Origin of the sequence: Haloferax sp. AS1, from assembly GCF_014530665.1 — an archaeon.
Classification (GTDB): domain Archaea; phylum Halobacteriota; class Halobacteria; order Halobacteriales; family Haloferacaceae; genus Haloferax; species Haloferax volcanii.
Genome location: NZ_SPSA01000002.1, coordinates 418,539 through 436,750 on the forward strand (window position 1 = coordinate 418,539; position 18,212 = coordinate 436,750).

Here is an 18,212-nt window from a genome sequence, read left to right on the forward strand (position 1 = left end):
ATGACACACCAGACCTGCCCTGCGAGTGTGAACAACTGTCTGAAGCTCTTCCCTGTTGGAACTGTGTCGACGCTGGGCGGCGTGACCTGTCTGAGTAGTCATTGGTGAGAGTTTCGTACGTCACCAAGTACTCGTCAGTCGTCGGACTGCTGGGACGCAGCGTACGCACCAGCAAACTGCTCGCGCATCTCTCGCCGGAGCAGTTCACTCATGACTTCGTAGACGACCGGCTGCGGGTACTTCTCGAGGAGGCGTTGGACATCGGCCGCACATTTGCTTTTTTCAGTCGCAAAGTTCGCAGTCCATGGTGTACTACTCATACAAGACAGTCACTTGTTGTCTCAGTTAACTGTTTGCCTGGTGAGGATTCCTACTAACGGGCACTGTCTAGTTAAGCCAGTTTGAGGAACGAGCAGGTCGTTGAGTTAGTTGGTCAAGATGCTCGCAGACCTGCTCCCCCACCCTCCGCTCCGTGCTCGCAGCCGCTGCGCGCGCAGCCACGACCTCTGTTACTGGAGAGAACGTGGTCCCGTCTCCGATGGCAAATTGAATCGAGGAAATAGAGAAAAACACCGTTGTGAGATGTCTGAGTGCCAGTTGCTCATCTCGTTTGTAAGTCTCATTCTGATCTGACTCTGGTTATCCTGTGAGTTCGCTGGTATACTGTTGTTCCCAGTCGTCGCGGGCTTCGATTTCTCGGCGACCGCGAGCGGTGATTGCGTAGACGTTCGTTCGGCGGTCTTTTTCGCCCTTGTCGAGGAGACCCTTTTCGACGAGCGTATCGAGGTTGGGATACAGCCGACCGTGGTGGATCTCGGTTTCGTAGTAGTCCTCGAGTTGGTCTTTGATTGCGAGTCCGTGCGGTTCGTCCAAGCCGGCGGTGACGTATAGCAGGTCGCGTTGGAACCCGGTCAAGTCGTACATTTTGCTGTCCGCAGCTAGTTTAAGAATACATATACGTTTGTTGGCCACCGGCCGTGTTTCAGAGTGACTTCGCTGGACGAACGTTTATATCCGAACGTACAGCCACGACGCGGTATGCCGCCCTACCGTGACCGGACCGCTGAATTTCGACCGTATGGCGAAGCGACGCAGGTTCCGGACCCACAGTTGGAGACTGACCATGCCGAGTACGGCGACGGAATCCCGGAGCGTGATTATCCCGCCGGCGGCGAGCGGGACACGGTCATCTGTCAGTCCTGCGAGCGAGCTGTTCCCCCCACTCAGAGCCAGTGTCGATTCTGCCTCGAGCAAGATGTCTCGGTCCCAGACAGCACCTCTGCGCCCCACGAGCAATCACTCCACGGCATCATCTGTCTGCTCGTTCCGTCACAGTCATCGCGGGGTGCACTCGCAAAAGGAACTGCAGCAGCACGATTACTGGAGCGGTCCCACTCGTCTGCTATTGATGAGTGTACACTCATTGCAGCGCTCGAACAGCCGATCGCGGCGCCACTTCGAGCGCGGTGGGGTCACTTCCCGGACGTCGTTCCAGCGACTAGCTCACGGGAGGATGGATTCGTGGCGAAAGCACGGTCAGTCTCGTTGTGGTCCACTTCTCCTTTGACGGAGGGTTCTGCTTCCCGGTGGTACGACGCTGCTGGGACGCAGATTACTCAGGAACCCCGTCGTGAGCAGTTGCTCTCGGACTCGGAGACGTGGGTTGTCCCGGCGATTGCACTTCGGCGAGCGTCTGTTGATATCTCGCCGTCACAATCGTCGTCATCATCGCCAACACGGCAACGGCTCCGCTGTCAGTCCTGTGGTGAGCAAACACCGCATCGGTTCGACTCACGCGACGACAACCCACCCGCAGCGTGGGCTGGAGAGCCTGTCTGGCGGTGTTCCGTGTGTCGAACGCCGCAGTACGGACCTGACCCGGGTGCTTGACGTTGACACGAGTGGCAGGTCATTCCAATGGTACCTGATTGTGAGGGGTTCACCAACCACCTCGGGTGCAACTGTACTCGTGATTTCTGGTGTGTCGTAGTGGGTTGTGTTTGTGTGCGCCGGCGATGGGCGCCGGCGCAGGGGGTCGGACAGACTTCGACTCCTGAGTTGGCGAGGTGACGACGAATGCACCAGGTAATCTACGCTCTCGTGACTGCATCGACAACAGACAAAGCCCTCTCGCGGGCCGCTGACGTATTCGACCAACTGGTGGGTGCTGCCCCGCACGCCGAGGCGGTGTTCGACTACTATGTGACGTTCGATGACGACTCGACAACGGTCGCCGGCAGCGCCCGGTGGGGCAACCTCCCGGTTGCAGTGCCCGTTGGCTCGGAGGACGGCCAAGAACTCCTCGAGCGTGGGTGGCAGGCGACGACACGCGAGTTCGAGCGGAATCTCGAGCGTGTTCGAGAGGGTGTTGACGAACTTGACGCCGCAGCGATTATGCGCGATGAGGACCTCGTCAGGCATGCGTGCCACAATCTCGGGGCGTACCGCGGACCGGCGGTGTACCTCTACGACGAGTTTGCTGACGGGGTTCGGCATCGCGAGCGGCTTGAGCAACTCGTCGGATCGAACGACCATCTGTGGATCGTTCCCGCTGATGTCCATTACTGAGTCGACGCTGTGTCCAATGGTACTCCTGAGTGAGTCGTTTCCTGATCGTGGTATTGCTGTTCGAATCGTCGTCGACGACGCGGCTGATAGCTATCGTGTTGAGTACACTTCACTGTCCGGCGGTGTGGTAACTGACGAGTGGACTATGTTCGGTGGCTCCGTCGGCTACGATGCGTCGGTGTTTGCGACTGACACTGCTGCACATGCGTTTGTCGAGCGCGTTCGAACGACCTCACACGATGATGTCCTCGCGGAGTTAGCAGTAGACACAGAGTAAGTCCTCCTGTGGTGTGTCGAACCGGGCACATATTGGGTTACTACTTCTCAATCTCCACAGGAAGACAGACGAAATGTACTCTCACTCTGCCACTTTCAGATTGTATTCGTGAACTCGCAACCTCACAGTCGGCGGATTACCGAACTCCTATGACAGGGTACCTCATTCAGCTCTATTGCGCGTTCAGAAGGTCTACACTACGGCGTTGTTTTTGCGCCGCCCAAAGGGCGGAGGCGCAGTAACAGATGTTGATTCCAACGTCAGTAGCCGAGTTGTCTCACTCCCCACACCACCCGCTCGTAATACCTGCTCCGGTGGTGAGTAATCGATGAGTCTCGACCGCGTGTTCCGTCACGACGACGCGCTGTTCGAGTTTTTGTGGTGTCCGGTGTGTGGCACGGAAGCGTTCACGCACATTCCCTTTGAGGGAGTGTTCTGTACGGAGTGCAATACTAGCGTGACGTGCCGTGAGTCGCCTGAGTCGCGTGGTTACGATGATGCGGTCATCATCACATTCGACGCGACGACGGCGTGGAATCTCCACGTTGACGAAAAACTTCGCCGGCCGCTTCCCGACGACGAAGCGCAAGTCAAGATTCTCGGTTCTCCCGGTGACTATCACGTCGATTGGTGGGCACCAACCACGACTGAAGACTGGACGCCAGTCGAACGTAACGAGTTCGCTGATGAGTCCGAACCCGAGGAGGTGTCGCATCTCGCATAGCGTCGGTCAAGAGGCCCGTCAGAACTAGCGCGCCGTCGTGATTTTTTGCGCCCGTGATGGGTGCGGGCTGAAGACACAGTCCGTGTGACGTGATTTCCATGAGTCACCAACAAACAGAGTCAGATGTCTCGATCGACCAGATTCCGGTCGACCTCGAAATCGTGCATAGCACCGACCTCTCCCAAGCAGATGTCCCTGAAAAAATCGAGTTGATTACGTGGTCCCTTCTGAGTGAACAACCGCCGACGAACCCGCTCGTCGTGCTCAAAGCCGCTCGCTGGTGGTATATCCACGGCACAGGTGAGTCCGATCCCGTGTACTGCTGGGCGATTGAGTGGGTTCGACACCTCACGACCGGCGAGGCAACTGCGAGCGGCCTGTTCGGCGAGTGTCGACAGTATCTTCGTAGCCTCGAGTGCGAGGACACTGACCAGTAGTTCGCTCCGCCTGTTTTTGTGCGCCCCAGAGGGGTGCGGCGCGTCATAGAGTGACGTGTCACCGTGAACTGAAACCAATGGCAACAACGAGTTCTCCGTCGGTGTCGTTCGACGAGACCGACACGCGACACGATGAGATGCATCGTACGATCGAACAATGGCTTGCAGACCTCGCTGCCGACGTCGACGACGCTCGGGCGAGCGAGCAGTTCCAAGCGTGGCTGGACGTCCAGAGCCGGTTCCACGACTACTCCCACCGCAACACACTCCTCATCACCCACCAGTGCCCTGAGGCGACGAAAGTCGCTGGCTACCGGACGTGGCAAGCGGAGTTCGATCGCCACGTCACGGAGGGCGAGTCGGCCATCTGGATTTGGGCGCCGATCATCACGACCCAATGCCCCGAGTGTGGGAACGCACCGAGCTATCACGAAAACAGCGAGTGTGAGTACGACGAGACGCCGCCCGAAGAGTGGTCGGAGGGCCTCGTGGGCTTCAAGCCCGCGCCCGTCTTCGACATTTCGCAGACCGAGGGCGAGCCACTCCCAGAACTGGATACGGCGGCGACCGGTGAGGCTGACACACTCGTTGAGGATCTCACTAACATCGCGTCGGACCTCGGTGTGACCGTCCGCATCGTCGATCCCGGCGAGTGGCGGCATGGCGAAGCGAAGGGTGTCTGCCAGTCACGAAGTGTCCAAGACCTCACCCCACTCGTTGAAGTGAAGAATCGCCCGAACCGCGCGGACCTCGCGTCGACGATCATCCACGAGTACGCCCACGCGATTCTGCACTTCGACATTACTGACGCAATTGAGCGGGCGAAACGCGAGGTCGAAGCGGAGGCCGTCGCGTACGTCGTTGGTCGCTATCTCGGCTTGGATACGAGTGGGTCGGCGTTCTACCTCGCGGCGTGGCAGGGCGACGAGACAGACGTCCTCCAAGAGCGACTAGGTCGGATTAGCGGGACGGCCGAAGAGATTCTATCGACACTCGACGCGGTCTAACCCCGTCTGCCGTCCGGCGCAGTTTTTTCCATGCGCTCGAAGGGGTGCGCGCATTGCGCGCTGACCACCATGACTCCAGTAATACTAGAGTTCGACCCACCTGTACGCGTCCTCAAGCGGGCGCAGTACGAGGCGTTCGCGTTCGAACTCCTCGACGGCGATGTCCGTGTTCGCAACGAGAGCTATGCCGACCCGACCGCTCACGAGTACCGCGTTCGAATTCGGAATGGCGTGCCCGATTCGTGTTCGTGTCCCGCCGATACAAGCGGTGACGGCCCGTGTAAACATCGGGTTGCGGTCGCGATTCGCCCACGAATACTCGAACTTGCGGTCCAGATGCGTGTCGTTGCTGACGGTGGTAGCCCACCAAACGGCGATGATGACACACCAGACCTGCCCTGCGAGTGTGAACAACTGTCTGAAGCTCTTCCCTGTTGGAACTGTGTCGACGCTGGGTGGCGTGACCTGTCTGAGTAGCCGTTGGTGAGAGTTTCGTACGTCAACCAGTCACTCGTCAGTCGTCAGACTGCTGGGACGCAGCGTACGCACCAGCAAACTGCTCGCGCATCTCTCGACGGAGCAGTTCACTCATGACCTCGTAGACGACCGGCTGAGGATACTTCTCGAGGAGGTGTTGGACATCAGCTGCACATCTGCTTTTTTCAGTCGCAAAGTCCCGACAACAGGAGTGTTCCACAGAGGTAGACTGGTCCAGGGGGACAACCGGAGGTCTCGCTGAACACAGTTTGGTCGGCGATGGAAGGCATCGAAAGCTTCAATACTGGGGGTGAATGTTTATTCACTATGAAAGAAAAACACTCATTTCTAGAGAATCCGAAAGGCACGGAAGAGGAAATCATTCAGGCAACGTTCAACGCGCTCTGTGAATATGGATATGCAAATCTCACGATTGAGCGCATCGGTGAACACTTCGATAAGAGTAATTCCCTCATCTACAAACACTTTGATGACAAAGATGATTTACTCTTGGAATTCCTGTCGTTGATGATCCAAGAGATGAAACAATCGATACCACCTGGAGGAGATGTGGATCCGGCCCCTCGCCTCAAAGCCGTGTTAAACGGTGCATTTAGCGCTGAACAACCAGGAGATGAGGGCGAGTTCAAAAAGGCGATTGTTGAACTTCGAGCTCAAGCAGCGCACGACCAACGGTATCGAGACAAGCTCTCGTCCTACGATGAATTTATGCAACAACGCCTTAAAGAAGTCATCCAAGCCGGTGTTGAGAAGGGTCAATTTCGAGACGTTGACCCTGACGCCGTTAGTTCGTATATCTACACGGTTTTGCATGGGTTCCAAACTTTACGTTCGACATCAGATACAGACATCCCCAAGATGGCCGAGCCTGAGATAGACGCGTATCTCAATAATACACTTTATGCCGAATGAATCTATATCGACAAGTGCCTACCAACTGGGTCGATATAGTCCAGATTAGACCCTTCGATAGTAGCCAAGGACGACTTATGTGATGTCGAAAGCGTGTCCGCCAAGTAGTCAAGAAGAACAGCTGGCATAGTAAGACCTACCAAGAGTTAGGAAAGAAATTGTGTTCCTCATCGCCGTTGAGTTACTGCTAACTGCGGCAGCAGGGACCTAATTTCCCCATTAGGATTTCTCTATAGTGGAAAATGAGCTCGCTAAAGAGTCGTAATCACTCAGATTTTTACACCTAAATATTCATTGAGTATTTTGGTAGATTCAAACCCCATCAGCTATTCCCGCCGCCTGGTGATTGAATTTTCAATCACAAAGCCTATGAAGTATAGAGACCTCTCCAGAAGTATGGGTACAAGAGAATCTCAACACAACTTCGAAGGTAAGGTTGTTCTCATTACCGGAGCGACCTCCGGTATTGGAAAAGCAACTGCTCTAGCGTTCGCAGAGGCGGGCGCAAAAGTCGTTATAAGTGGCCGTCGCGAAGCCAAAGGCCAGGCCGTCGTAGATGAGGCAGAGGATAGCGGTGGCGAGGCTACGTTTTTCGAAGTAGATGTGACAGAAGAAGCCGCGATCGAGGGGCTCGTCGACGATACGCTCGAGACGTATGGTCGCTTGGACATTGCTTTCAACAACGCGGGCACCGAACACCGAGCACCGGTTGCAGAAGCCAAAGAGGCTGATTATAGGAAAGTGTTCGACACTAATGTGTGGGGTGTACTCGCTGCTATGAAGTACGAGACCCGCGCACTACTTGAGAGCGGTGGCGGAGTGATCATTAATACGAGTAGTGTTGGCGGCCATGTCGGTACACCTGGTTCCTCTATTTATGTTGGCAGCAAACACGCCGTAGAAGGCCTTACTAAGTCTGCGGCGCAGGAACTCGCCGGACAAGGTATCCGAGTGAATGCAGTTTCTCCCGGTGCAATTGAGACCGATATGCTCAATCGGTTTGTCGGCGATGCGGAAAGCGAAGCTGCCGAGCAATTAGCTGACCAGATTCCTCTTCAGCATATCGGCCAACCCACAGACATCGCTCAATCCGTACTCTGGCTCGCCAGTGATGCAGCCAGCTATGTTACTGGACAGAGTGTTATCGTGGACGGAGGACTCACCGGTCGCTAAGGCAACTCCTTCATCAAAATGGGTGGGTGAATATTCAATCACAACTGCTATATTCTATCGGGTCTTCGGGGAGGGTATGAGCGTAATTGGAACTCTACGCGTAGCTCTATCACGATTCTGTGGAGGGAATAGAAGATGGCATACGTAATGCCAAAACGAGTCAGACAACTCGCATTGACGACTCACATCGCGGTTTCAGTTGGCTGGATCGGCGCTGTAATTGCTTATCTTTCGCTAGACATCACTGTCGCGACTAGTCAAGACACGCAAATACTGCGTGCAGCCTATTTGATGATGGAGGTGATCACCAGAGATGCCATTATTCCGCTGGCGATTGCCACACTGCTGACTGGAATCATCATGGGGATCGGCACGAGATGGGGTCTATTTCGACACTACTGGGTCGTGGTCTCCCTGTTACTCACGGTTTTGGCCACAGTCGTATTACTATCTGAAATGCAAGAAATCAGCCATTTCGCTTCCATCGCGGCAGATATGACTACATCTGCAGACGAGCTTCGTGCCCTACCAGGCACGTTAGCCCATTCTGGGATTGGCCTCGTTGTGCTTCTCGTAATCCTGGTAATTAACGTATTCAAGCCACAGGGCTTGACCCCCTACGGACGGCGAAAGCAAAAAGAACAACAGACCGGATTAGATCAGCCAAGAGAGAGACGGGAAACCGTATTCCTCAGCACTGTTGCGTTGCTTCTGGGATTAGGAGGGGTGGTCCTAATCTTACGTGTTGGTATTCCGCTATAGTGGCTCTGTTGAAATCCTTAGGAAATGATATATCCTGGCTTGATTGTGGTCAGTACAGGGGGAACCATGAATCGTTCAGTGCAGGGGACTCACCTAGCGATAGGTCCAGTCAATTATTCACATACCAGTCAAGAATACTGTGCAAGATACAGACTGTCGATTCGGTTGTCACCGAAACTTCTTACGGTCTGTATTCCCCTACAACTGGTAACCCAAATACGTAGGATAGTGAGTCATGACTGATATATCTCCCCAAGTAGATAGGAGGCTTTCTACGCTGTTAAATCGTCTTGATCGAACCGCAATCTGGACCGTGTCAGAACAAGGTGAGTTTGATTACATTAGTGATGGGTTTGATGAAATTTGGGGGATTTCTGCTGACGAGATCCAGAGAAACCCTGAACGGTTGATCGAAACGATCCATCCGGATGATCGTGAATTCATTCATTCACAGATGGAGCAGTCCGGTGAAGAAGTGTTTGACACAGAGTGTGAAGGTCGTATCGTTCGACCAGATGGCGAGATTCGATGGCTAAAAAACCAACAAGTTCCAGTTCGGGACAAGAGTGGGAATTTCAGCTACATAATCGGTATCTCGACAGATATTACGGAACAGAAGCGACGTGAACAGGAACTCTATGTGCTGAATCGTATCCTTCGCCATGACATTCGAAACGACATGGCAGTCATCCTTGGTTGGATGGAAATGCTTGAAGATCACGTTGATGAAGATGGGCAAGAATATTTACGAAAGACGCTATCTTCCGGGGAACATATCGTCGAATTAACTGACCTGGCTCGTGAGTACGTGGAATTGGTCGTCAAAGGCGACGATATGAATGTAAAACCACTCTCACTGGATTCGATACTACGACCGGAGATTGATGCTCGCCGAGAAATGTTCCCAGAAGCGAAGTTTGTTATCGATAGTGACATCCCAAACATTGAGTTATTAACTAATGAACTGCTATCATCAGTGTTTCGGAACTTGCTGAATAATGCGGTACAGCACCATGACAAAAAAGAACCGGAGATATACATCTCAGTTGATGTCCATGAGAAGGATGTAATCGTCCACATCGTGGATAATGGTCCGGGAATTCCGGCCGATCAAAAAGAATCGATATTCGACGACCAAAACAAGGGAATAGACAGTTCAGGCACCGGGGTTGGTTTGTATCTCACGCAAACACTGGTCACTAATCTCGGCGGAGATATATGGATTGAAGATAATGAGCCGAATGGTTCGATATTCAATATACGACTCCCGAGAGTTGACACAACACCGATCACTCAATAAGCAACTCTCACCACCGGATGTTTCAGGCGAGAATCTGTCTGAAGGATGAAATTTCGACAGAGCCTCTGTAATGCATAGTTGGTTATTGAATGGAGCCTTTTAGCGCGATTAGACACCGTTGGCGTGGGCACCCAATCTAAAGAACTGATTCAATTCTCGACCGACATCATTATTCTGGATTATAGAAATTTCTATCGTCAGTCTATGACAGTAATTGCGGTGAATGAATATTCAATCACAAGGGCTATGTGGTCTGGAGTCATTCTCGGAGATATGAGCGCAATAGATGCTCAGCACGTCGCTCTAACGTATTCAGACGGAACACAAGCAGTGAAGGATGTCTCGCTCGACATCCCAGAAGGGGAATTTTTCGGGTTTCTTGGCGCAAACGGAGCCGGGAAAACCACGACTATCAAGATACTCGTCACACTGCTGAAACCATCCGAGGGAACCGTCTCGGTCAATGGCCATGACGTTATAGCTGAACCGAGAGAGGTCCGGAAATCCATCGGCTACATGGCCCAGGAGACGAGTATCGACGAGGAGCTCACAGCGCGCGAAAACATCAGTTTCGCGTGCGAAGCGTACGGTGTCCCCCGGAGTGAACGCGCTAACCGCGTTGACGAGTTACTTGAGTTGGTCGATCTCAAAGACGTCGCAGAAAAGCGGTCGAAGGATTTCTCAGGAGGGATGAAAAAGCGCCTCGACGTCGCCACTGCACTCGCCCACGAGCCTCCCATCGTCTTTCTCGACGAACCAACTACTGGTCTTGACCCAAAAGCTCGGAACCGACTCTGGGATTACTTCAAGCGAATTAACGAGCGGGGCACCACCATCTTCCTCACGACTCAGTACTTGGAAGAAGCAGACCAGCTCTGTGAGCGGATTAGCGTCTTGAAGGATGGCGAAGTCGCCATCAGTGGCTCGCCGAATGAACTCAAATCTCGGGTTGGCGGTGACATCCTCGAAATCGAGCTTGACGATCCTAATGAGAGAGAACTCGATGAAGCATACGACATCGCAGTAAAATCCGGTCTCGCGAACAGCACTGACGCAATCGAGCAAACTGAAGACGGGATCAACGTCACGTCCTCTGAAGCGCGTCGCCACGGAACCGACTTACTCGTCTCACTCCGGAATGCCGGCCTCACTATTACCGGGTTCAACGTTCGGAGGCCTACTCTCGATGATGTGTTCCTCAAGGTCACGGGCGAGGAATACGACGCAGACGGCGACGAGAGAGAGACCGACGACCGAACGTCTGCACCAGAGGTGGTACAATGAGTACTGAACACGGGCAGAAGGCGGTTGGGAACAGCTTCTTGACAGACACGTGGGTGAATCTCAAACGCTGGACGCTACGGACCATCAGAAGCCCGTTCATCCTGATGTTTTCCTTACTAAACCCGATCATCTTCCTCGTGATGTTCTCGGAGGTATTCGGGGGAATAGCAGGTGGTGCTCTCAGCCAAAGTATTGGTGGTGATGTGAGTTATATCGCTTTCCTCGTGCCTGCGATATCGATCCAGGTTGCGCTCGTTTCGGCGTCGACATCCGGTGCTGGGCTCATCGAGGATATTGAGAGTGGAATGTTTGAGAAAGCGATGGTCACGCCCATGTACCGCACCGCGATGTTCCTCGGAAAGTCGCTCTCCGAATTCATTCGCATCATCGTTCAAATCAGCATTATCTTGGGGGTCGGCTATATTCTGCTCTGGCTCGATACGGGTGGCGATCCCGGTCAGTATATCGCTACTGGACTCTTCGGAGTTGTTGGAATAATCCTGATTGGAGTCCTGTTTTCGGTCTGGTTTATGGCCTTCGCGAACATCATGGCGTTGGTCACTCGGGACCAGGAATCGACGATGCTCTCTGTGACCATTCTCCAGTTCCCGCTTCTGTTTATGTCGAGTGCATTCCTGCCGCTCGAATCTCTCCCCGGTTGGATGCAAGCTGTCGGTTCGGTCAATCCCCTCACGTACGGGATCGACGCGGCTCGTGCATTCATGTTCAATCAGGATGTGATGACGGTGATCAACGTGACCGCGTTCGATGGGATCTGGAACACGCTCGTCCCCGCAATTGGAGTCCTCGCGGTTCTAGACGTGATACTTGGAGGAGTCGCCGTCTACTTCATGTCCCGTGCGACAAGCGCTGAAACCCAATAGAAGTCCTTTCAAAACAAATCCATCACCATGACTGAAACTACACCCGACCGAACCGTCGTAATGACTGGCGCCACCTCCGGACTCGGTGAGCACGCAGTACACCGAATTGCAGCACAGCCCAACACGGATATCATCATCGGTGCTCGTGGACATGGGCGAGATGTACCAGAGGGCAGTTCTGTGGTATCGCTGGACCTCTCCTCGCTCAAGAGTGTTCGAAAATTCGCGAATGTAGTCACGCAGCGGCTGGGAGATGACCGTATCGATATGCTCGTGCTCAACGCTGGTATGCAATCTTCTAACGCGAGCCAGCGTAGCGAGGACGGATTCGAAAAAACGTTCGCGGTCAACCATCTCGGCCACTACCTGCTGGCCCGCGAACTCCTGCCACACTTGGCAGAGGGAGCACGGCTAGTGATTACCACGAGCGACACCCACGATCCGGAGCACTTCCCCTTTGCACCAGAAGAGCTCGATATCCAGAAACTCGCACAACCGCGCACAGGTCGCTTCAATTCTGGCGCATATGCAGCATCAAAGCTCTGCAACATCCTAACCGCCCGTGCTTTAGCCGAACTCGACGAGGTAAAAGGAAGAGACATCCACGTAATCGCCTACAATCCGGGACTAACACCTGACACCTCATTAGGCGATGATGGCTCCCTGTTGCGAGGAGTCCTCTCGCGGCTGATGGATTCTCACCCCGTACGGTTAGGACTCAGCTTTGCCAGTAGGTTCAACCCTGATATGTACCCTGGTACATCTGAACGTAGTGGTGAAGTCCTAGCTCAAGTAGTGTTAGGCGAAGTTACCCCACCAAACGATCAGATCTACGTTTCTCTGGTCAAAGGCCAAATAACGTTCCCCGAACCTTCAGAGCTAGCGCGAAGTGACGAAGTCCGGGACCGATTGTGGCGCGAGAGTGCGGAAATGGTTGGAATTGAACACTGAGTAGAAGAACATGAAAAATTCAAAAATGGAAAACGAACCCGAAGAAAACGCTCGCCTGAAAATCGCAATCATTGGTGCAACCCGTGGCATCGGTCTGGCCTTGGTGAAAGCGGCGCTGGCAGACGGGCACGAAGTCACCGCACTCGTCCGTACTCCAGCCGATATGTCGGTCAGTCATTCGCGCTTACATATCATTGAAGGAGACGCTAGAGACCCCGATGCCATCGAGCAGGTCGTGGCTGGACAAGATGTCGTCTGTGATTGCCTCGGCACGAAAAACGTCATTCAAAAAATAACGCTGTTCTCCGAGAGTGCCAAAAACCTCTCAAAAGCCCTTGAGCGTGAGCAACTGCTCATTGCCGTCACCGGCATCGGTACTGGCGATAGCAGAGGTCACGGCAGCTTCCTGTACGACCACCTGTTCATACCGATTGTACTTCGTAGAATATATGCTGACAAGAACCGCCAAGAACGCATCATCAAGAGCGAGATGGACCGCTGGATTATCGTTCGTCCCGGCTTCTTGACCAACGGCCCATGTACCGGAGAGTATCGTGCGCTTACTGATTTGGAGGGCATCAATGGCGGTAGAATTTCGCGCGCCGACGTCGCAGATTTCATGCTCTCACAAGCCAAGTCGCCTGAATTCACGGGGCAGACGCCTCTTCTGATTTATTGAAATATAAAAGCCTCGTATTTAACCTCAGTCGGCCATGAAGAGAGCGTTCTCAACCAAACGCTCGGCTTCTACGTCTTCAATAGACACTCACAACGAAATGCACTGTTCACCACGACTTCACCGGGGTGATTTAGAATCAATTCCCCGTCTCCAGTGCCGAACGGGGAACTGAGATGTGGACTGTGTCCGCCGTGGTGATTACTATGAGTGCTGGGGGCTGGCCCGAAGCGGTAGGTGACATGACATTACGCCAGTCGCAAAACATGGAACTTCGCCCCGTGGCACGCCTAATTACCTCCCCACAAACAGAAAGATTGATGTGATTGAAAATTCATTCACCACATGTCGAGTTACACTACATGGCCCGACTAACCACGAATGAACCAGATAAAAGTCAGCAAGGTAGCTTCTCCATGGCTCGCAGATTTCAAGAACATAAACTGGTCGCGATCCACTATCGGTAAAGAAAATGCTCAATAACATCTCCATGCGGAAGGTAGCTGGAGTGCTTTTGGCACTCCTCATCCTTCTGCCAAGTGCAACACCAGTCGTTGCGCAGACTAGCAATTCCGGGCAGGTAGTCGGCAAGCCGGACATAGACATTTCACCAAGCACGAACGAATTCGAACCGGGCACGACGGCCGAGTTACGTCTCGCAATAACTAACCGCGGGCAAATCGACAAAGGTGGCCCCGCAGAGTACGAAGATAGGGTTACAACAGCGCGAGGGCTTACTATCGACGTGAGAGACGCGGCACCGATCGAGGTGAATACTGGAACCGTGGCTGTTGGGAACGTACCCACCGGAACTGAGTCAGTCGATCCGATCAGCATAACGGTTTCTGACGACGCGGAGCCTGGAACTTACCGAATCCCCGTCGAATACACCTACGCGTACACGCGTATTGCCGAATACGAAACCTACGGAGTGGAGTATCACGACTTTACTGAGCAGGACAACCAGTATATTACGATACGGATTCGTGACCAAGCACGATTCGAGGTCGTGAACCGCTCGTCGACTGCCCAAGTGGGATCGAAGGGTACGTTCACGGTGACCCTCGAAAACACCGGCACCAGCGCAGCAAATGCTGCTAGCGTGACGGCGACGTCCCGGAGCGACGAACTGACGCTCGGGTCTGGGTCGAAGCAGTCGACGGCTCAAGTCGGTTCGTGGAGCCCCGGTGAACGTCGAACTCTCAACTACACCGTCTCAATGGCCGACGACGCGACGCTCCGAGAATACTCTGTCGACATGGTAGTGGATTATACTGATGTCAACGGCATCGACCGGTCGTCACGAACAGTAAACGTCGGTGTGAACCCGCGTGGCGAACAGAGTTTCGCCTTGGAGAACGTTTCGACAAACCTCCGTATCGGTCGCGAAGGAACGCTTCGGGGAACCATAGTTAATGAAGGGCCGGACCCGATCACCAACCCAGTCGTCAGATTCGCCGCAGATAATCCGAACATCCACGTAGATTCCTCAGAATACGCGATTTCTGACCTTGCTCCCAGCGAGCGGGCAACCTTCGAATACACCGTCAGCGTGAGCGATGCTGCGAGCGCCAGCATCCAGCAGTTCAATCTCACGGTGAAATACCGGAACCAACAAGGCGACGTCCGGTACAGCGACGGCTTAGAAACGAATGCAGAGATCCAGCCACAACAGGACCGGTTTACCGTTTCGGTGGTGAATAGTACGATCCAGGCTGGTGGCGAACGGTCACTGACTGTCCGTGTCAGAAATAATGGGGACGAAAATCTGACAAACGTCGAGGCCAAGGCCTTCGTTCAGGACCCGCTTAGCAGTGACAACGACGAGGGAATCATCCCCCAACTTGAACCGGGCGAATCCGACGAGTTCACGATTGCACTCAGTACCGCCGGAGACACACTGCCAAAGCGGTACCCTGTCTCGTTCGACTTCCAGTACGAGATGCCTGATGGTGACACCGAAATCACCCGCACGTACAAGGTACCCATCGAAGTGATGCCGAGTGAAGGTGGAGGACTGCCCATAGAGATGCTCCTCGGCGGCGTCGCCCTGGTCGGTGTGGTCGCTACTGTCTGGTGGAGACGCAGCCAGCAGGACTGAACTAATGGATATCCAGATCGAGTACCAACGGTATATTGATGTCGTCGACGAGTGGATCGCAGAGCGGCCCAAAGCGATTCTACTAGCGTTCCTGCTACTGTCAGCAGGATTCGCGGTGGGGCTCGGGCAATCCGGAACCTCGTCAGGAACCAGCCAGTTCACCGAAGACGTTCCCGCTCAGGCGGCTCTCGACGACATCAACGACAACTTCGAGCGTGTGACATTCGAGCCAGATACAGGGACCACGCAACTAATCCAATCGGGGACGAACGTCCTCTCGAAACCAGAGCTCCTGCGGATGCTCCGGGCACAGGAACGGTTGCGTGAGAATCCCAAGCTGCAGGTCATACAAACGTCGAGTGTCGCTCGGGCAGTCGCACAAACCATCGACCCGTCAGCCGAAACAATCGACGAGGAGATCAACGCAATCGAGCAGGCGACACCGTCCGAAATCGACAGCGCGGTCAGACAGGCGGTCGAACGCAATCCGGCACTCGAAGCCAGCCTGAGTAAAGACTTCAACGCCAAGTCGGCCTCAGCGACATCCACAATCGGAATCGTCACACACTCGATCACAGCTGAAGTCTCGGACTCTGGCGGAGTCGGTGACTCAAGTCCGCTCACGGACATCCAGCAACACGCAGAGTTCATCGTTTCCTCGGTCGGTGGCGACATCACCGTCTTCGGAAGTGGGATAACAGCCGAGGAGTTCTCGGACGTGATTAATGATTCGCTGGCACTAGTTGTTCCTGCCGCCGTCGTGTTGATTCTCTTCTTCCTGATCATCGCCTATCGAGATCCGATAGACCTCCTCATCGGTGCCGTCTCACTGGGTATGGCGATTCTCTGGACGTTTGGCTTCATGGGGCTCGCCGGAATCGCCTTCTCACAGCTGCTGATCGCTGTCCCACCACTCCTGCTGGCGATCGGTATCGACTTCGGTATCCATGCCATCAACCGGTACCGTGAGGAGCGCGTCGAGGGGTTCGGAATCCGTGATTCGATGCGGACGGCGACCGACCAGTTACTCGTCGCGTTCGCGATCGTGACCGGCACGACGGTCCTCGGCTTCGCCGCCAACGTGAGCAGCCCACTGGGCCCCATTCGTGATTTCGCTCTCATCGCCGCCATCGGCATCGTCTTTACCTTCCTCATCTTCGGTATCTTCCTCCCGGCGGCGAAGGTGTATGCCGACACCCTCCGACAACGTGTCAACTTCCCCGAGTTCGGTTCACAGCCACTCGGGTCGGAGGATTCCGCACTCGGAAAGGTACTTCCGATCGGCGTCCACATCGGCCGGAGAGCACCCAAGCTGTTCCTAATCGTCTTGGTGTTGAGCACCGTGTGGATTGGAAGCTACGGTGCCGGCGTCGAGAGTCAGTTTACCCAAGACGACTTTTTGCCACCTGAGGAGACACCCGAGTATATCGAGTATTTCCCGGAACAGCTCCAGCCCCGGGAGTACACCGTAACCGGGACGACGAACTTCCTCGAGGATAACTTCGAAACTGGCGAAGAAGACGTAACGATGGTGTACGTCGAAGGGTCACTGACGAACGACGGCGCACTGGAATCGATGTGGCGGGCCGGCGAGGACCCACCGGCTAGCTTTGTCGACGACGACGGTCACGCCAGAGAGACGAGTATTGTCACAGTCATTCGTTCGTATGCGCGTCAGGATCAGGAATTCGAAGCGTTGGTCGAGCGTAATGACCGGAACGCGAACGGAATCCCGGACGACAATCTGAAGGTCATCTACGGCGCGTTGCTGGATTCACCAGCCCGCGAGCGCGCACTTAACTATATCACTGAAGATTACACCGCGGCCCGTGTGGAGTACGCCGTTGAGTCCGACGCCTCACAGGCGGAAGTGACTGCTGACACGCGAACCGTCGCTGACCGATACCGGTTCGAGGCGACAGCGACTGGTGGTGTTGTGGTGATGAAGGCGCTTTCGGACGTAGTCGCTGAATCCGCATTCATCAGTCTCGTGATTGCCTTGCTCGGGACTGGCGCCTTCTTGGTCATCATCTACGGACTGCTCGAAGGCAGGGCGTCGCTTGGTATCGTCAATATGCTCCCAATCGCCGTAACGGTAGCCGCCCTCGCGGCGACGATGCGCTACCTCGACATTCCGTTTAACGTCATGACGGGGACAATTCTCTCGATCGGGATCGGTCTGGGGATTGACTATTCGGCACATCTCGTCCACAGGTTCGCCGAGGAGTACGACGACTCGACTGATGTGTTCGAATCGCTGACCAAGACCGTCCGCGGGACCGGTGGCGCGCTCACCGGGAGCATGCTAACGACAGTTACGGGAGTCGGCATCCTCGTCATCGCTATCTCGCCAATTCTCGGACAGTTCGGCCTACTCACGGCTGCATCGATCCTCTATTCGTATCTCGCCTCGCTGATTGTCCTGCCCCCCGCACTCGTCGTCTGGGCTCGTTTCGTTAGCGACAGTACCGCCAAACCATCCACAGAGGAGAACAATCTTCGAGAACTCGCAAAGCAAGACGCCGATCAGTGAATCATTGATTCAGGGTGTTTTGGAAATTGAGGCGACGGCTTTCGCGAACATGGGTCCTCCGGAGTCAGCCTTCTGGACGAGAATCCCTGTGAGGTGGCAAAACTGAGTCCTCGTACGGCACGACC

At 54.4% G+C, this 18,212-nt stretch carries 19 protein-coding genes and 1 pseudogene; 17 read left to right on the forward strand and 3 right to left on the reverse strand.

The features are described 5' to 3' along the window. Positions 1–98 (forward strand): annotated as a pseudogene (locus E4P24_RS19390) (SWIM zinc finger family protein); the annotation flags it as partial. A gap of 36 nt (positions 99–134) precedes the next feature. Here E4P24_RS19390 and E4P24_RS16645 read toward each other — a convergent pair. After that, on the reverse strand, positions 135–320 hold the full coding sequence (locus E4P24_RS16645; protein WP_188148837.1) for a hypothetical protein: 186 nt from the start codon (positions 318–320) through the stop codon (positions 135–137). A 319-nt stretch (positions 321–639) separates the two neighbouring features. Continuing rightward, positions 640–924, reverse strand: a complete 285-nt coding sequence (locus E4P24_RS16650; RefSeq protein WP_188148838.1) for a PadR family transcriptional regulator — start codon at positions 922–924, stop codon at positions 640–642. A 1,152-nt stretch (positions 925–2,076) separates the two neighbouring features. Between E4P24_RS16650 and E4P24_RS16655 the strand changes: the two genes are divergently transcribed. From E4P24_RS16655 to E4P24_RS16680, 6 genes are all read left to right on the forward strand, one after another. Then, complete coding sequence (locus E4P24_RS16655) at positions 2,077–2,568, forward strand: hypothetical protein (protein ID WP_188148839.1); 492 nt, start codon at positions 2,077–2,079, stop codon at positions 2,566–2,568. A 16-nt stretch (positions 2,569–2,584) separates the two neighbouring features. Beyond that, entirely contained in the window at positions 2,585–2,845 is a 261-nt protein-coding gene (locus E4P24_RS16660) for a hypothetical protein (RefSeq protein WP_115891864.1), read from the forward strand. A gap of 328 nt (positions 2,846–3,173) precedes the next feature. Then, complete coding sequence (locus tag E4P24_RS16665) at positions 3,174–3,569, forward strand: hypothetical protein (RefSeq protein ID WP_188148840.1); 396 nt, start codon at positions 3,174–3,176, stop codon at positions 3,567–3,569. A gap of 98 nt (positions 3,570–3,667) precedes the next feature. Beyond that, positions 3,668–4,006 carry a hypothetical protein gene (locus E4P24_RS16670; protein WP_188148841.1) on the forward strand — a complete coding sequence of 113 codons (339 nt, stop codon included), beginning with the start codon at positions 3,668–3,670 and terminating at the stop codon, positions 4,004–4,006. 77 nt (positions 4,007–4,083) lie between these two features. Continuing rightward, positions 4,084–5,013 carry an ArdC-like ssDNA-binding domain-containing protein gene (locus E4P24_RS16675; RefSeq protein ID WP_188148842.1) on the forward strand — a complete coding sequence of 310 codons (930 nt, stop codon included), beginning with the start codon at positions 4,084–4,086 and terminating at the stop codon, positions 5,011–5,013. Between the two features lie 69 nt (positions 5,014–5,082). Next, positions 5,083–5,490 carry an SWIM zinc finger family protein gene (locus E4P24_RS16680; RefSeq protein WP_188148843.1) on the forward strand — a complete coding sequence of 136 codons (408 nt, stop codon included), beginning with the start codon at positions 5,083–5,085 and terminating at the stop codon, positions 5,488–5,490. Between the two features lie 37 nt (positions 5,491–5,527). On the opposite strand, the gene E4P24_RS19395 is transcribed toward E4P24_RS16680, so the two are convergent. Next, on the reverse strand, positions 5,528–5,710 hold the full coding sequence (locus E4P24_RS19395) for a hypothetical protein (protein WP_345776378.1): 183 nt from the start codon (positions 5,708–5,710) through the stop codon (positions 5,528–5,530). 107 nt (positions 5,711–5,817) lie between these two features. Here E4P24_RS19395 and E4P24_RS16685 point away from each other — a divergent pair, with 107 nt between their 5' ends. From E4P24_RS16685 to E4P24_RS16730, 10 genes are all read left to right on the forward strand, one after another. Then, positions 5,818–6,423 (forward strand): TetR/AcrR family transcriptional regulator, encoded by a 606-nt coding sequence (locus tag E4P24_RS16685; protein WP_188148844.1) that lies wholly within the window; start codon positions 5,818–5,820, stop codon positions 6,421–6,423. Positions 6,424–6,819: 396 nt separating this feature from the next. Next, complete coding sequence (locus tag E4P24_RS16690) at positions 6,820–7,596, forward strand: SDR family NAD(P)-dependent oxidoreductase (protein WP_188148845.1); 777 nt, start codon at positions 6,820–6,822, stop codon at positions 7,594–7,596. Positions 7,597–7,731: 135 nt separating this feature from the next. Beyond that, entirely contained in the window at positions 7,732–8,358 is a 627-nt protein-coding gene (locus E4P24_RS16695; RefSeq protein WP_188148846.1) for a DUF2269 domain-containing protein, read from the forward strand. A 235-nt stretch (positions 8,359–8,593) separates the two neighbouring features. Beyond that, positions 8,594–9,658, forward strand: a complete 1,065-nt coding sequence (locus E4P24_RS16700) for a PAS domain-containing sensor histidine kinase (RefSeq protein ID WP_188148847.1) — start codon at positions 8,594–8,596, stop codon at positions 9,656–9,658. A gap of 273 nt (positions 9,659–9,931) precedes the next feature. Beyond that, positions 9,932–10,942 carry an ATP-binding cassette domain-containing protein gene (locus E4P24_RS16705; RefSeq protein ID WP_188148848.1) on the forward strand — a complete coding sequence of 337 codons (1,011 nt, stop codon included), beginning with the start codon at positions 9,932–9,934 and terminating at the stop codon, positions 10,940–10,942. After that, a complete protein-coding gene (locus E4P24_RS16710) occupies positions 10,939–11,826 on the forward strand; it encodes an ABC transporter permease (protein ID WP_188148849.1) in 888 nt (295 codons plus the stop codon). The genes E4P24_RS16705 and E4P24_RS16710 overlap by 4 nt, the downstream gene beginning before the upstream one ends. A gap of 60 nt (positions 11,827–11,886) precedes the next feature. Then, positions 11,887–12,777, forward strand: a complete 891-nt coding sequence (locus E4P24_RS16715; RefSeq protein ID WP_223174078.1) for an SDR family NAD(P)-dependent oxidoreductase — start codon at positions 11,887–11,889, stop codon at positions 12,775–12,777. A gap of 10 nt (positions 12,778–12,787) precedes the next feature. Then, positions 12,788–13,456, forward strand: coding sequence for an NAD(P)-dependent oxidoreductase (locus E4P24_RS16720; RefSeq protein WP_223174079.1), 669 nt, complete (start codon positions 12,788–12,790; stop codon positions 13,454–13,456). A gap of 469 nt (positions 13,457–13,925) precedes the next feature. Further along, positions 13,926–15,554, forward strand: coding sequence for a COG1361 S-layer family protein (locus E4P24_RS16725; protein WP_223174080.1), 1,629 nt, complete (start codon positions 13,926–13,928; stop codon positions 15,552–15,554). Positions 15,555–15,558: 4 nt separating this feature from the next. Beyond that, positions 15,559–18,087, forward strand: coding sequence for an RND family transporter (locus tag E4P24_RS16730; RefSeq protein ID WP_188148851.1), 2,529 nt, complete (start codon positions 15,559–15,561; stop codon positions 18,085–18,087). Positions 18,088–18,212 lie beyond the last annotated feature (125 nt).